Genomic DNA, 14,041 nt, shown 5'->3' with positions numbered 1-14,041 from the left:
ACCCAAGCTCATGCCGACGCCATCGGCCCGTATTAATCATCAAGGGAGGAAGAGAATGATCAAGAAAACGTCGTGGTTGGTTGCAACGGCTCTCACCGTTGTGTTCGGCGCAGCGGCACAGGCTGATTGGAAGCCCGCGAAGCCGGTTGAATTCATCGTAACCTCGAGCCCGGGCGGAGGAACGGACAACTTTGCGCGAATGGTCCAGTCGATCATCGCGAAGCACAAGCTGATGGAGCAATCCGTCGTCGTTACGAACAAGGGCGGCGGCAGCGGAGCCGAAGGCTTCGTTTACACGAAAGTAGCCGCAGGCGATCCCCACAAGCTGACCTTCGGCACCAATAATGCATACCTCTTGCCGTATGTGGCGAAGCTCGCCTACAAGCCGAGCGAGTTGACGCCGGTTGCCGCCATGGCTCTCGACGAGTTCGTGCTCTGGGTCAACGGGAACTCACCCTACAAGGACGCAAAGAGCTTCATCGAGGCCGCCAAGGCAAAGCCGGAGACCCTCAAGATCGGCGGGAGCCAGTCCAAGGATACTGATCAGACCCTCACAAGCTTGATTGAAGAAGCGACCGGAACGAAGTTCATTTACGTGCCGTTCCAGGGCGGCGGCGCGGCTGGTGTCCAGCTGGCCGGCGGTCATATCGACGGCAATACGAACAACCCGAACGAGAATGCCGGACAATGGAAAGCCGGCGCTGTGACGCCGCTCTGCGTGTTCAGCCCGACCCGCCTCCAAGGCGGTGCGAAGGTCACGGCCACGATGGGTTGGTCCGATATCCCGACCTGCAAGGAAGCCGGCATTCCGATCGAGCAGTTCCAGATGCCCCGCACCGTGTGGCTGCCGGGCGGAGTTCCTCAGGAGGCCGCAGAGTTCTATGCTGACCTTCTGAAGAAGGTCAGCGAAACGCCGGAGTGGAAGGAGTATATCGAACGTACTTCCCAGACCAACCGTTTCCTGGCCGGCGAAGAGCTGAAGCGCTTCATTGCCGAGGACGATGTGAAGACGAGCAAGGTCTTCGAGCGCGAAGGGTGGATCGTTCGCTAAGATCCAATAAGCCGATGACCGGCGCAGCTCTGCCTGCGCCGGATTACCCGGTGCGGCGCAGGTAAGGGACGACGCAATGATTTCCCGTTTCCAGGCTGAAATCGCAACGGCGCTCATGACGGCCGGTCTGGGGCTGACGGCCGTGGCCGGCGCCCTCGAATTCGGTGTCGGTTGGGGAGATGCCGGCCCCGACGCGGGGGCGTTTCCGTTCTACATCGGGCTGCTGATCATCGCCGCGAGCATCGGCACGCTCTTTCAGGCAGCGACCGGACGACAGGCGCTGCAATCCGTCTTCCTGGATCGGGAGCAGGCCAAGCGGCTGGGGGCGTTTTTCATCCCAATCCTATTCTTCGTCCCTACTGCCCTTCTACTCGGGCTCTACGTGGCAACAGCCCTTTATCTGACCTTCGTCATGTGGATGCAGGGCGGCTACAGGCTGATCGTGTCTGCTGCTTCCGGCCTTGCGGCCGCCGTCATCTTTTACATCGTGCTCGAGATTGCATTTCAGGTTCCTCTCCTGAAAGGGCCTCTTGAAGCCGCGTTGGGCATTTACTGAACTCCAACCGATTGCGGGAGACAGGCCGTGGAAAATTTCGCATCGCTCCTGCATGGCTTTGGAGTTGCCCTGACGACTTACCATGTCGCGCTGATGGTCGTCGGCGTTCTCCTCGGCATTCTGGTAGGCGTCCTGCCTGGCCTTGGCGCGCCGAACGGCGTCTCGCTGCTGCTGCCGCTGACATTCACGATGGATCCCGTCTCAGCCATCATTCTCCTTACGAGCATGTATTGGGGTGCGCTCTTCGGCGGGTCGACCACCTCAATTCTGTTCAACATTCCGGGCGAGCCTTCGTCGGTTGCAACGACCTTCGACGGGTATCCCATGGCCAAGCAGGGCAACGCCGCCGAAGCCTTGACGCTCGCATTCCTGTCAGCGGGCTTTGGGGCTTTGGTGGGTGTTATCCTCATCACGGTCTTGTCCGGATGGGTGGCCAAGTTCGCCCTCAGGTTCAGCTCGCCGGAATACTTTGCGGTTTACTTCCTAGCCTTTGCGAGCTTCGTCGGATTGGGCGGGACGTCTCCCTTCAAGACGGTCGTGTCCATGGGGCTTGGGTTTGCGTTCGCGGCTGTGGGCATGGATACGGTATCGGGCGGACTGCGTCTGACATTCGGGCTGAACGAACTTCTGAGCGGCATCAGCTTCCTGATCGCAGTGATCGGCTTGTTCGGCATCGGCGAGCTCATGCTCACCATGGAGGAGGGGCTGCGCTTCGACGGGATCCGGGCCCGCGTCAGGCTTCGCGACGTTGTCCGGACCATCGGTACGATGCCCCGTTACTGGGTTGCGCTACTGAGAAGCAGCGTCATTGGGTGCTGGATGGGCATCACGCCGGGTGGGCCGACAGCCGCTTCCTTCATGAGCTATGGTCTCGCCAAGCGCCTCTCCCGCCGCAAGGAAGCCTTCGGCAAGGGTGAGCCTGAGGGCGTGGTTGCTCCGGAGACGGCCGATCACGCAGCCGGAAGCAGCGCCATCCTGCCAATGCTCGCACTCGGTGTGCCGGGCTCCGCGACCGCGGCTGTGATGATGGGCGGCTTGATGATCTGGGGCCTCAATCCGGGACCCATGTTGTTCATCGAACGTCCGGATTTTGTCTGGGGCCTGATCGCCAGCATGTACCTGGGCAACATGGTCGCCGTGCTCGTGGTGCTGACCACCATCCCGCTCTTCGCTTCCATCCTGCGCATCCCGTTTGCTATCATCGGTCCGATCATTGTGATCGTCTGTTTCATCGGCGCCTATACGGTTGCGGGACGCTCGTTCGATCTCTGGCTGGCGCTCGCGTTCGGGCTCGCGGGGTATCTGTTCAAAAAGCTCGACTACCCGATCGCGCCTCTCGTCCTCGCAATGGTGCTGGGCGACAAGGCCGAGGACGCCTTCCGGCAATCCATGATCATGTCCAAGGGCTCGCTGTCGATTTTCTGGTCAAACGGCCTCGTGGCAACGCTGATATCGCTCGGACTGGTGCTCGCGTTCTGGCCGCTTCTCAGCATGGTGCTGGCTCGCCTGACACGGCCGAAGACCACTTCGGCCACCGCCTGACAGCGCTGGACCGCACCATCCACAGCTAAGCGTATCACTCTAGCGGCAAGGAGTTTCCGAAATGGCATCCACCTCAGGCAGCATCGCATTCCTTGGCGTTGGCCTCATGGGTTCACGTCAAGCCAAGCGGCTGCTCGATGGAGGCCACCCGCTCACGGTTTGGAACCGCTCCCGCGAAAAGGCCGAAGCTCTCGCTCCATTCGGCGCGAGTGTCGCCGATACGGCGCATGAGGCCGTGCAGGATGCGGATATCGTCATTCTGATGCTCGAGAATGGCGCGATCGTGCGGAATGTCCTGTTCTCGCAGGACGTTATAGAGACCCTACGGCCCGGCAGCATCGTCGTGGACATGAGTTCTATCAAGCCTGCCGAAGCGCAGGAACATGCAAAGCGGTTAGCAGAGCGGGGCATCCATCACATCGATGCGCCTGTATCGGGGGGAACCGTTGGGGCAGAGCAGGGCACTCTGGCCATCATGGCCGGCGGCGATGCTGGCGTGTACGCCCGGGTAGAGCCTATTTTGAGCGTGATGGGGCGTCCTGTTCATGTGGGACCGCAGGGCGCGGGTCAGCTTGCCAAGCTCGCCAATCAGATCATCGTCGGCGTCACGATCGGGGCTGTCGCGGAGGCCTTGCTCCTGGCGCAGCGCGGCGGGGCTGACCCAGCCAAGGTCCGCGAAGCCTTACGGGGCGGCTTTGCCGAAAGCCGCATCCTCGACCTTCATGGCCAGCGGATGGTCGAGCGGGATTTTGCCACGAAGGGGCGTTCGGTCACGCACCTGAAGGATTTGGACAACGCCCTCGATGCGGCGGAGCGGCTGATGATGGATGCAGTGCCTTATACGGCCCTGACCGCCAGTCTTTTCCGTGGGCTTATAGAGAATGCCGGGGATCTCGACCACAGCGGCCTGCTCGTGGAACTCGAGCGAAGAAACGGCGCCGCAGCCTGAAATTTCCGGGATGCGGCGGGGTCATCTCCGCTGCAAGCAATACAGCACTTCGACCTGGTGGGAGCGTCACTCCGCTAGAAAGCGGTAACGCTGCTGAATGGTGCGCTGCAAGTCGCGGGTATCCTTGAGGATGGCGCTGACGAACGGAGTGCGGTCAGGAGGATCATGGCAAATCTCTATTGTTTCCAGGCGGGCTGGTTTCGACCAATAGAGGGACGATATCCCGTCATGCTGCACTGCGGTATAGGGCTCACGCCATGTGAGCTATGCGCTTCGGGCATGAGCCCACAGAGTAACTAAGTTCGCCGCCGCTTCGGCGTAAAAGAGAGCGCTGAGCATACCCCTCGCACCTGCGGTTTATGCAGCTCCGTCAGTGATCACCCAGTGGACATCACGGAAGATCGTTCTCGCCTTCAGATGTCTGCCGCTAGGGAGTTTTTGACCCGCTGCAGGCCTTCTGGCGTGAGTGGGTCAACCCTCAGAATCTTATGTTCCCCTGCGGACCAGCGCTGTGAGAATGCGAGGCGAACATAACCGCCATCCTGGAGAGGGAGAAAGTACGTCCCGTCCGATTCACCTTTCAGGAAACAGCGCAGACCCACATAAAAGCTTTCCTCATAACCTTTCACGGCTCGACGGATCGCTGGGTGGACCACAAGGGTAATTTTCTTGCTCTCGCAGACTTCTTCGACACTTTCGAAACTCAACACCGTCGAACCCCGTTTTAAGAGCAGCCGGTTGGCTACTGTCTTGGTTCAACGTCGCTCGTAAGGATACGGTTCAATGCGATCCCCACAATGGATAGCAGCCGAACCGAACCTCTCGAACCACAGGTTCACTTTGGCCGCATGGGCTGTGAGGGGCATTCGGCTCCGGCGTTTGCTGTAAGCCGGAGATCATGCTTTGATAAGCCAAGATTGTTTAAAGGATATGGGACTGGGCAGACAGATTGTCTCTTCGATAAGGCCGGCAAACAGTCGAAACGCGTAAGGAGCCGGGTTCTGCATTGTAGGTTCGGGTCGATATGGAACATCGATGTATTCCTTCAGATCAAGCTCCTAAACCGGCAGGTCACCGTGTTAATCGAATTTTGGCGGCCCTTGACCCTGATGATTACGCGCTCATTGAACCACATCTCGAGTTCGTGGAGCTGACGAGGGGCAAGGTCCTCTTTGACGCCGGCGAAACGATCCATCACACGTATTTCCCTCACGACTCGGTTGTTTCCCTTGTAACCGTCATGGAGGATGGCAACTCCGTTGAGATGGCAGTGTTCGGCCGGGAAGCACTGCTCGGCTTCGTCAGCGCCATGGTCAGCCGCCAGTCTTTCGGACGATATATCGTACAGATAAACGGAACCGCATCCCGAGTCCCTGTTGATCGCCTTCACGAAGTAGTCGCTACCCGCCCAAGCATGAGGCTGCTGTTTCTCCGTTTCACGGAAGCGCTGCTGGCGCAGACATTTCAGACTGTCGCATGCAATGCCGTTCACAGCGTCGAAGCCCGCTGTTGCCGGTGGATCCTGAGCATGCACGACAGGCTGGATCAGGACACTCTACCCCTTACGCACGAGTTTCTGGCCGAGATGCTAGGCGTGCAACGGTCCACGGTCAGTCTTGTGACCCGCACGCTTCAGACGGCAGGTCTGATCTCACAGCGAAGGGGCTTTATCACCGTCACGGACCGTGCGGGTCTCGAGGACACCACTTGCGAGTGTTACGATAAGATAAGACGCAATTTCGAACGTCTTTTGCCTGGCACCTACACGCATCGTTAGGCTGCTATCCCGTCAATTCCAACTGCTTCCGGCATTCAACAATAAAAACTTGCGGTAAAACCCCTAATGTCCGGAAATTTTCCTTTTATGTCGGATTCCCGACAGACGCTTCAATCCAAAGTGTTATCGTGGCCCCTGCACCTGTTCTACAAGATGAACGACGGACGGGGCAAGTTAAAACGAAATATCGTATCTCATGAATTGTGGGTACGACTTGTTTCTATAACGGGAGAGCGGGATGATCGAGGTTAACGGAAACATCGTTACTCAAGCGCGATCTGGCCTCGACGGGGTGTCGACAGGAGCTTCCGCGCCGGTGCTGGCTATCCTGCTTGGTGAGAATGCCCTACTTTTCACAGGCCTGAAGCATTTGCTGTCAGGGACCCGCTTCGTTGTGACGGAGATGGCATGGGGTGATAGCCTACCGCAGATCCCACACGACCGTCCCGTGCTCTTCATCGTCAGCGCAAGTCATTGGACGGACGAGAGCATCAGCACGATCCGTCATCTGAAGACACAATGTCCGATCGGACGGGTTTGCATGCTGGCCGACGATTTCGACATCACCCGCGTTATGGAAGCTTATGAAGCCGGAGTTGATGGCTTCTGCCTGATGACCGCAGACCGAGATGTTCTGACCCGTTCTCTCGACTTGATCGCTCTTGGGGAGGATATCCTTCCCTCCGGGATCGTGCTTTCAGTGCTTGCCCAACTCTCGCGCCAAGCAGGAAGCCAGCCTCGTCATGCATCCAACGACAAGACGAGAGTTTCCATCCCGATCGCCCATAAGCTTTCCGTTCGAGAGGGTGAAATTCTGCGCGGCCTGATGGAAGGTGAGCCTAACAAGGTCATCGCGCGCCGGTTCGGATTGAGCGAGGCTACCGTCAAGGTTCACGTCAAGGCGATCCTTCGAAAGATCGGGGCGAAGAACCGTACGCAGGCAGCCATGTGGGCGTCCGATCATATTGTGACGGAGAATGGCGACAGCGCAGGTCCAATGAATACCAACTACAAAATAGACGGCGAACACCGCTCCTTCGCTCGTTAAGCGGAATTTTGGCGCTAGCCGCACACGTGGCGGCGCCGGATCTCCTGATACTCTCGAAGCAGGCCGACGCCGGAAATACGCGTCGGCCTTTTTTGTCTGCGTGATCGAGCCGCCAACGAGGCAACTGTTCGCTATTTGGGTCTCGGGGCATTGGTCTAAAAGCAACCTCATGTCCTCAACGCCGCAAGGCAATTAACCGTCTGGGATGCTTTCCAAAGCGGTTGAAGAGCCTGGGCGAACTGCGCTCCAGGCCGCCTCAGCGCCTCCGTTAGGTTGCGCACCGACCTGATAACGCCTCTTAAGAAGTGGTTTACTACCTCCGTCCATCATTCCAGTTCTGCTCTGGAGCCTCGCATGGACGGTCCTACTTATGCCCTGTTATCGAAACCGGCGGTAATCGCCAGGTTCGCCGCCTCATACAGGAAGCGCTGGACCGGAAAGGCAAAACGTTGCCTCGGTTCTGCCGTGGCGGCGCTGGGAATTGCAGTCACGACCATTTCCGATCCAGCCGCAGCTGCATTCGCCGAGAAAGCGTCGTTGCCTACAGCCAGCGAAGCCACTCGCTCCCACGGAAAGGCAGACCCCACGACCGCTTGGATCCGCTTCTGCGAACAGCTTCCTGAGGAATGTGCGATCAATGCTCGCGAGCCCACCCTTGTCTCTCTCAACCCGGATATATGGGCCGCGATCACCAGTGTGAATGAACGTGTGAACGCCATGATCCTGGCTGTCACGGACCAGGATCACTGGGGCGTGGTGGATCGTTGGGACTTTCCCGACGATGGCATGGGCGACTGTGAGGATATCCAGCTTCTCAAACGCAAGCTGTTGATAAAGGCCGGCCTTCCGCGCCGCGCCATGCGGATGACCGTAGTCATCGATGAATTGGGCGCCGGGCATGCTGTGATGATGATCCGGACCGATCACGGCGATTTCATCCTCGATAACAAGCGGGATGCGGTGCTTCCATGGAAGCAGACAGGCTATGTTTACCTCAAACGTGAAGGGACCGAGAGCGAGGCCTGGGTCATGCTTGGCGACTGGGCGGTGCCCATCGTCACCGTGAACCGTTAGGCAGCCGAGAATTTCGGCTTCGCCTCAACCTGACCTCCACGCCACCGCATGGAAGCCAGGACTGTGCGTTTGCAGTAGGCGTGAGGCCAGACGGTCAGCTTTTCAGGAATTGCAGAATATCTGCATTGACCTCGTCCTTGCGCGTCGAGCAGATGCCATGATCCGCTCCAGGGTAAATCTTCAAGGTCGCGTCGGGGACGATCTTCGATGAGAGCATGGCAGATGCGCCAATCGGCACGATCTGATCATCGTCCCCATGGAGGATGAGAGTCGGAACATCGAATTTTTTCAGGTCCTCGGTGAAGTCGGTTTCCGAGAATGCCTTGATGCAGTCGAGCTCGTTTTTCACGCCACCCATCATTCCCTGCAGCCAGAACCAATCGCGAAGGCCCTGGGAAACATTTGCTCCCTGACGGTTGGCTCCAAAGAATGGGGCGCTCAAATCCTTGAAGAATTGAGAGCGATCGGCCGAGACGCCTGCGCGAATGTCATCGAAGGTCTCCAGCGGCAAGCCGCCGGGATTCGCTTCGGTCTTCAACATGATCGGCGGAACTGCGCTGATGAGCACGGCCTTGGCCACCCTTTTGGTACCATGACGACCGATATACCGGGCGACTTCTCCTCCACCGGTCGAATGTCCAATATGGATTGCATCCTTCAGGTCCAGGGCCTCCACCAGCGCCGCCAGATCGTCCGCGTAGGTGTCCATCTCGTTGCCGTCCCAAGGCTGGCTTGAACGGCCATGCCCTCGGCGATCATGGGCGATGCAGCGATAGCCGTGCGACGCTAGGAAAACCATCTGATCGTCCCACGCGTCTGCAGTCAGCGGCCAGCCATGACTGAATACGACAGGCTGCCCCTGGCCCCAATCCTTGTAGTAGATCTCGGTGCCGTCTTTGGTCGTGATCATGCCCATGAAATGACCTTTCTGAGGGTGAAGGGGAGGAGCCTGAATCACCTAGGCCCCGGTCACGACAGTAAGGGCTCGCATTTTGGCTGTCGAAGTCGCCCGCATGGGCAAAAGAGTAATGTGGCTCGAATTAGTAGCACTCCGGAAGGCGACGAGAGCCACATCTGCATCCCCGAATACCGCCGTCCATCGCACGTCAATGGCTTCGCGCCTTCGGCCAATCCGACAAGCGCTTTGCCCAAATTGAGGAAGCTCTTCTAACGAGCGCCGGCATCCTTCGCCGCTGGAGCATGCACTTTCGTGCGCCCCATTAGCCCCGCAGCCGTGAAGCCGCCATCGACGCAAAGGGTCTGTCCCGTCACGAAACTCGACCGGGCGTCATCCAGAAGGAAAATCACCGCACTGGCAATCTCGGACGGTTTTCCATAGCGGCCCTGCGGAACGGTGGCGAGCCATTCGGCACGAATTTCGTCAGTATGAACTTCACGGACAAGGGGCGTCTCTATGGGCCCGGGCGCGACGGCGTTGACCCGGATTCCGGCGGATGCGAGCTCCACGGCCATTACCTGGGTCATTGTAATCACGCCACCTTTGGACGCGCCGTAGGCCACCCGCCCCACATTGCCGCGAACGCCAGATACCGATGCGATGTTGACGATGGAGCCCTTGCCTCGCTCCCGCATGCGGCGCGCGACTTCGCGGGAAACCACGAAGCTTCCAATGAGGTTGACCTCCAGAAGCGTGCGGAAAAGATCAACGCTCGTTTCGATCGCCGGAACATCGCGGCCAATTCCGGCGGAGTTCACCAGCCCGCTGATGGGTCCGAAATCTCCTTCGCATCGGAGAATGGATTGTACGACCGCATCCTCATCCGTGATGTCCAGTTGCTCGAAGCGAACAGACCCGCTCGACCTTCCGAGGGTATCGCGGCATTGATCGAGGCTCTTTTGATCACGATCGACCACGACGGCACGCCAACCCTCTTCGAGAGCAGCCTCGACCACGGCGAACCCAATGCCCGAAGCACCGCCCGTAATGAGAACCGTTTCCTGGCCTGCCATCTTGTTCCCCGTTGGTGTGAATAGCGTGAGCAATGCCTCGACAGGATGTGCGGGCGCGCCTCAGGCAGAGGCTTCGATCTTTTGATCCAGCGGCAGGTAACCTCGTGCCTCCAACTCCGCGCGAATGTTTTTCTTCGTGATCTTTCCGTAGGCGGATCTTGGCAGGGCTTCCCAGAAAAACACGCGCTTCGGGAGCTTGTATCGAGCAACCTTTCCGTCCATCCAACCTAGAAGCTCGCGCTCGTTCAGCGCAGCGTCGGGGCGAAGAACGCACACTGCAACGCCGACTTCCCCCCAAGTCTTATCGGGCACGCCCAGCACCGCCACTTCGGCAATGGCCGGATGAGTGAGCACCTTCTCCTCGATTTCGCGCGGATAGACGTTCGAGCCGCCCGAGATGTACATGTCGGAGGCGCGACCAGTGATGTAGAGGAAGCCTTCCTGGTCCATGTGGCCAAGATCGCCGGTTCGAAACCAGCCGTTCCGAAAAGCCTTCTCGTTGGCCTCCGGGTTGTCGTAGTAGCCGGCAAAAACAGCTGGGCCACAGACACAGATCTCGCCTGTCGCACCCGACCGGACCTCGCGGCCCTGGTCGTCCTGTATGGAGACCTGCATGCCGGTTCGCTCGTAGCCACAGGTTCCGATCTTGACGTCGTCACCATCATCCAGCTCATGAAGGGCAGGGGGCAGTACGGTGATGTTTCCAGTGACCTCGCCCAGGCCGAAATATTGAACCAGCACTTTCCCGAGCTTTTTCAGGGCGTGCTTCTGGTCCTCCCGGTACATGGGTGCGCCCGCATAGATCACATAGCGTAGCGATGAGTGATCATGGGCATCGATCGACGGGTGCTCGGTCAGCATTTTCACGATGGTCGGAACCGTGAACATGTTCGTGATGCGCCATCGGGCCACCAAGGCCCACGCTTCGTTTACGTCAAAGCGGTCGCCTGAAAGAAGCACTGTCTTGGCGCCTCGCGCCACCTGCACCAGTTGGTGGACGCCGGCTCCATGGGACAGTGGCGCGACTACGAGAGACGCGTCCGCATGGGTTGTTCCCGGCATCAAGTCGCAGAGATGGTTCGTGATCACGAACGCCATCTGTCCATGAGTCAAAACAGCAGCTTTGGGACGTCCGGTCGTCCCCGACGTAAAGAAGAACCAGCACGGATCGTCGTGCAGGACCGGCGCCGGTGATACGGCCTCTCCCATATGACGTTCGACGAGATCGTCGTAGTCTTCCCCGATCTCCGATCGGCCGATGGAGATGACGAAGCGGATGCCCGGCACAGCCTCGCGGACGGCTGCGGCATGGTCGGGAAAATCGCAATGGCAAATCATGGCGGAGGCCCCGCTTGCTTGCGCCAAATATGCAACCTCATCAGAGGTCTGCCTGTAGTTTGTCGGCACCCATACCGCCCCGATGCGAAAACAGGCGAACATCGACTCGAACATCTGATGGCAGTTCTTGGACTGCACCAATATGCGGTCGCCTTTCGCGATGCCCTTCGCCGTAAGGGCGGCCGCCATAGCGTCGACGCGCCGGTCGAGTTCTACCCATGTCAGGGTCAGGTCGCCCCACACGAAGCCGATTTCCTGCCCATGACGGCGCGCCGTTTGGCGAAGGAAATGGGAAAGGTTCATAACCCGCCTGGAGACCGGGATCACGCCGCCTTGTGGCTGAGGATGGGTGCTGGTCATATCATCTGCTCCAAGGACGGAATGCGGTTCGGCAGGAAAAACTTTAGGATTTGAAGGGAGTCTGGCGATGCGCATGGTCCTCGCGCATCATCCTCGGCCTTCCGGGACAAACATCTTGCGAAGCTTGGCCTCTATGCGTCCGGCCTCGAGCTTCAGATAACGGGCAAGTTCCGGCTGCCGCTTCTCGGTCAACCGACTGTCGATCGCCGCGATGCTGAGCGCGCCGGCCACTCGCCCATCTGGAAACAGAATGGCGGCGCCGATTCCCCAGGAACTCGCGACGATACGGCCGGGATTGACCGAGTAGCCGTGCTCACGGGTCTTGGCGACATCTTCGCGGATCTGTCCTAGGGTGTAGTTGGAATATTGCGCATCCAGCACTTTTTCGTTCGCCGCAAGAACGCGCTCGACTTCGTCGTCCTTGAGGGCGGCCAGAATAGCGAGCGAGCCTGCGCCAATGCCGAGCGGATGCTGATATCCGGTTTGAAGGGCGTGGGTCCTCACCGGGTATGTGCCTTCCTGACGGTACAGGCACATGGAGTAATTTTCCCGCCTCACCGAAATGAAGCTCGTGTCCATGGTGACTTCAGAGAGATTGCGCAGGCTCTCCATTGAAAGCTCGAGCAATCCATGACGGCGCGACGCAAGGGTGCCGAGGACATAAGCTTCCTCGCCGAGGTAATAGCGTTTTGTCTGGGCCTCCTGCTCGACTAAACCAGCGCGCATCAGGGCGAGAAGCAGCCGCCGGGCTGTCGGTTTGTTAAGTCCGCTCTCCTCGACAATGTCAGTCAAGGGCGCGCCGTGCTCGGCCCCTCGGCCAACCAGAGCTAGCAGCCGCAAAGCCCGGTCAACGCTCTGTGAGCCTGACAGATCGTGTGTCGAGGATTTGAGGTCATCCATGGCAGATCCGGTGAAGGTCCATATGGTGGACCTCAATAGCTCCTTAGGCAATCGTAGTTGCTCCAAGGAATATTGCAATGACTTGCCAGACGTGTATCTTTTCCTCCGTATTAGACAAACAACGATCCATAAAATGGACCTCTTATGCGGTTCGTACCGCTGATGCTAAGGGAAGCGGGAGGAAACGAGATGCTGAATCGGACTTCTAGGCGGGTTCGGTGCGCGGGGAGGATCCCAACGCAGGGCGAACATTTGTGCCGTGTGCTGGAATGCGAGGGACTGCTGCGGCGCTGATCGTCGCAAACGATGGTCGTCGTTAGACCCGACGAGACATAGCGTGTCGCGGCCTTGTCTTGATCGCCGTGACAGCGTCAACCTCAAACGCCTTCCTTTAACCCACGGAAGCGCTTAACGTCTGCCAAAACAACCATGAGGGAGAGAAACATGATCATTTCACGCCGGACGATCCTGCAAGGCGCAGCCTCTGCGGCGCTGGTGAGCGGCTTCGGGGCTCGTGCCCAATCAGCCGAGTTTACCTACAAGTACGCCAACAACCTGCCTGCGGCGCATCCCATGAACCTTCGCGCGAAGGAAGCTGCGGACAGGATCAAGCAGGAAACCGGCGGTCGGGTCGAGATCCAGATTTTTCCCAACAACCAGCTCGGCTCCGATACGGACATGCTGAGCCAGGTCAGGTCCGGCGGCGTCGAGTTCTTCACTTTGTCTCCGCTGATCCTGTCCACGCTCGTGCCCAACGCCTCCTTGAGCGGCATCGGTTTCGCATTCCCCAACTACGATGCCGTCTGGAAGGCGATGGATGGCGAGCTCGGCGCCTACGTCCGTGGCCAGATCTCCAAGGCCAACCTCGTCGTGATGGACAAGATCTGGGACAACGGCTTCCGGCAAATCACGAGCTCCAACAAGCCAATCCAGACTCCAGAGGATTTGAAGGGATTCAAGATCCGCGTTCCGGTCAGCCCTCTCTGGACGTCGATGTTCTCCGCATTCGGATCCTCGCCCGCCAGCATCAATTTCGCGGAAGTTTACACGGCTTTGCAGACGAAGGTGGTCGACGGGCAGGAAAATCCCCTTGCGATCATCTCGACCGCGAAGCTGTTCGAGGTTCAGAAATTCTGCTCCATGACGAACCACATGTGGGACGGGTTCTGGTTCCTGGCAAATCGCCGGTCCTGGGAACGCCTCCCTGAAAATCTACGCACGGTCGTCGCGAAGCACCTCAACGAGGCTGCCGTCTCCGAGCGCGCCGATGTCGCGAAATTGAATGCCGGGCTCAAGGACGAACTCGTGTCCAAGGGCATGGCGTTCAACGAGCCGGAAGCCGGACCATTCCGTGAAGCGCTTCGCAAAGCCGGGTTCTATGCGGAGTGGAAGAAGAAGTACGGCGATGAAGCATGGGCTATCCTCGAGAAATCGGTGGGCAGCACCCTGAGCTGATCGCAATGCCTTATCGCTGC

General features: G+C 58.8%; 12 protein-coding genes. 8 read left to right on the top strand and 4 right to left on the bottom strand.

All coding sequences use genetic code 11. The annotated features are described in order from the left end of the window. Positions 1-55 precede the first annotated feature (55 nt). The 7 genes from DRB19_RS01780 (at position 56) to DRB19_RS01745 (ending at position 7,997) form a co-directional block, all read left to right on the top strand. Positions 56-1,051 (top strand): Bug family tripartite tricarboxylate transporter substrate binding protein, encoded by a 996-nt coding sequence (locus tag DRB19_RS01780; protein WP_114184310.1) that lies wholly within the window; start codon positions 56-58, stop codon positions 1,049-1,051. Between the two features lie 76 nt (positions 1,052-1,127). Then, entirely contained in the window at positions 1,128-1,607 is a 480-nt protein-coding gene (locus tag DRB19_RS01775; RefSeq protein ID WP_114184309.1) for a tripartite tricarboxylate transporter TctB family protein, read from the top strand. Between the two features lie 27 nt (positions 1,608-1,634). After that, positions 1,635-3,149 carry a tripartite tricarboxylate transporter permease gene (locus tag DRB19_RS01770; protein ID WP_114184308.1) on the top strand — a complete coding sequence of 505 codons (1,515 nt, stop codon included), beginning with the start codon at positions 1,635-1,637 and terminating at the stop codon, positions 3,147-3,149. A 61-nt stretch (positions 3,150-3,210) separates the two neighbouring features. Further along, on the top strand, positions 3,211-4,098 hold the full coding sequence (locus tag DRB19_RS01765) for an NAD(P)-dependent oxidoreductase (protein WP_114184307.1): 888 nt from the start codon (positions 3,211-3,213) through the stop codon (positions 4,096-4,098). Between the two features lie 1,024 nt (positions 4,099-5,122). Beyond that, on the top strand, positions 5,123-5,875 hold the full coding sequence (locus DRB19_RS31635) for a helix-turn-helix domain-containing protein (protein WP_114184305.1): 753 nt from the start codon (positions 5,123-5,125) through the stop codon (positions 5,873-5,875). Between the two features lie 448 nt (positions 5,876-6,323). Beyond that, positions 6,324-6,923, top strand: a complete 600-nt coding sequence (locus DRB19_RS29700; RefSeq protein WP_210207431.1) for a LuxR C-terminal-related transcriptional regulator — start codon at positions 6,324-6,326, stop codon at positions 6,921-6,923. Positions 6,924-7,196: 273 nt separating this feature from the next. Beyond that, positions 7,197-7,997 (top strand): transglutaminase-like cysteine peptidase, encoded by an 801-nt coding sequence (locus DRB19_RS01745; RefSeq protein WP_308494253.1) that lies wholly within the window; start codon positions 7,197-7,199, stop codon positions 7,995-7,997. Between the two features lie 94 nt (positions 7,998-8,091). Here DRB19_RS01745 and DRB19_RS01740 read toward each other — a convergent pair whose 3' ends face one another. The 4 genes from DRB19_RS01740 to DRB19_RS01725 form a co-directional block, all read right to left on the bottom strand. Next, positions 8,092-8,913, bottom strand: a complete 822-nt coding sequence (locus tag DRB19_RS01740; protein ID WP_114184302.1) for an alpha/beta fold hydrolase — start codon at positions 8,911-8,913, stop codon at positions 8,092-8,094. Between the two features lie 251 nt (positions 8,914-9,164). Next, on the bottom strand, positions 9,165-9,968 hold the full coding sequence (locus tag DRB19_RS01735; protein ID WP_114184301.1) for an SDR family NAD(P)-dependent oxidoreductase: 804 nt from the start codon (positions 9,966-9,968) through the stop codon (positions 9,165-9,167). Positions 9,969-10,028: 60 nt separating this feature from the next. Further along, a complete protein-coding gene (locus tag DRB19_RS01730; RefSeq protein ID WP_114184300.1) occupies positions 10,029-11,666 on the bottom strand; it encodes an acyl-CoA synthetase in 1,638 nt (545 codons plus the stop codon). Positions 11,667-11,753: 87 nt separating this feature from the next. After that, complete coding sequence (locus DRB19_RS01725; protein ID WP_114184299.1) at positions 11,754-12,566, bottom strand: IclR family transcriptional regulator; 813 nt, start codon at positions 12,564-12,566, stop codon at positions 11,754-11,756. A gap of 444 nt (positions 12,567-13,010) precedes the next feature. Here DRB19_RS01725 and DRB19_RS01720 point away from each other — a divergent pair, with 444 nt between their 5' ends. Continuing rightward, the gene (locus DRB19_RS01720) at positions 13,011-14,021 is read left to right on the top strand and encodes a TRAP transporter substrate-binding protein (RefSeq protein WP_114184298.1); all 1,011 of its coding nucleotides are present in this window, start codon (positions 13,011-13,013) and stop codon (positions 14,019-14,021) included. The last annotated feature ends 20 nt before the right edge of the window (positions 14,022-14,041 follow it).

Origin of the sequence: Microvirga aerophila, from assembly GCF_003332305.1 — a bacterium.
In the GTDB taxonomy this organism is placed as follows: domain Bacteria; phylum Pseudomonadota; class Alphaproteobacteria; order Rhizobiales; family Beijerinckiaceae; genus Microvirga; species Microvirga aerophila.
Note: the sequence above shows the minus strand (reverse complement) of the source record. Positions and strands in the feature narration are given on the sequence as shown.

Coding starts and splice junctions, on each gene's coding strand:
- DRB19_RS01725 (WP_114184299.1), bottom strand. CDS start 12,566: ATGGATGACCTCAAATCCTCGACACACGATCTGTCAGGCTCACAGAGC.
- DRB19_RS01730 (WP_114184300.1), bottom strand. CDS start 11,666: ATGACCAGCACCCATCCTCAGCCACAAGGCGGCGTGATCCCGGTCTCC.
- DRB19_RS01735 (WP_114184301.1), bottom strand. CDS start 9,968: ATGGCAGGCCAGGAAACGGTTCTCATTACGGGCGGTGCTTCGGGCATT.
- DRB19_RS31635 (WP_114184305.1), top strand. CDS start 5,123: ATGGAACATCGATGTATTCCTTCAGATCAAGCTCCTAAACCGGCAGGT.
- DRB19_RS01720 (WP_114184298.1), top strand. CDS start 13,011: ATGATCATTTCACGCCGGACGATCCTGCAAGGCGCAGCCTCTGCGGCG.
- DRB19_RS01775 (WP_114184309.1), top strand. CDS start 1,128: ATGATTTCCCGTTTCCAGGCTGAAATCGCAACGGCGCTCATGACGGCC.
- DRB19_RS01765 (WP_114184307.1), top strand. CDS start 3,211: ATGGCATCCACCTCAGGCAGCATCGCATTCCTTGGCGTTGGCCTCATG.
- DRB19_RS01740 (WP_114184302.1), bottom strand. CDS start 8,913: ATGGGCATGATCACGACCAAAGACGGCACCGAGATCTACTACAAGGAT.
- DRB19_RS01780 (WP_114184310.1), top strand. CDS start 56: ATGATCAAGAAAACGTCGTGGTTGGTTGCAACGGCTCTCACCGTTGTG.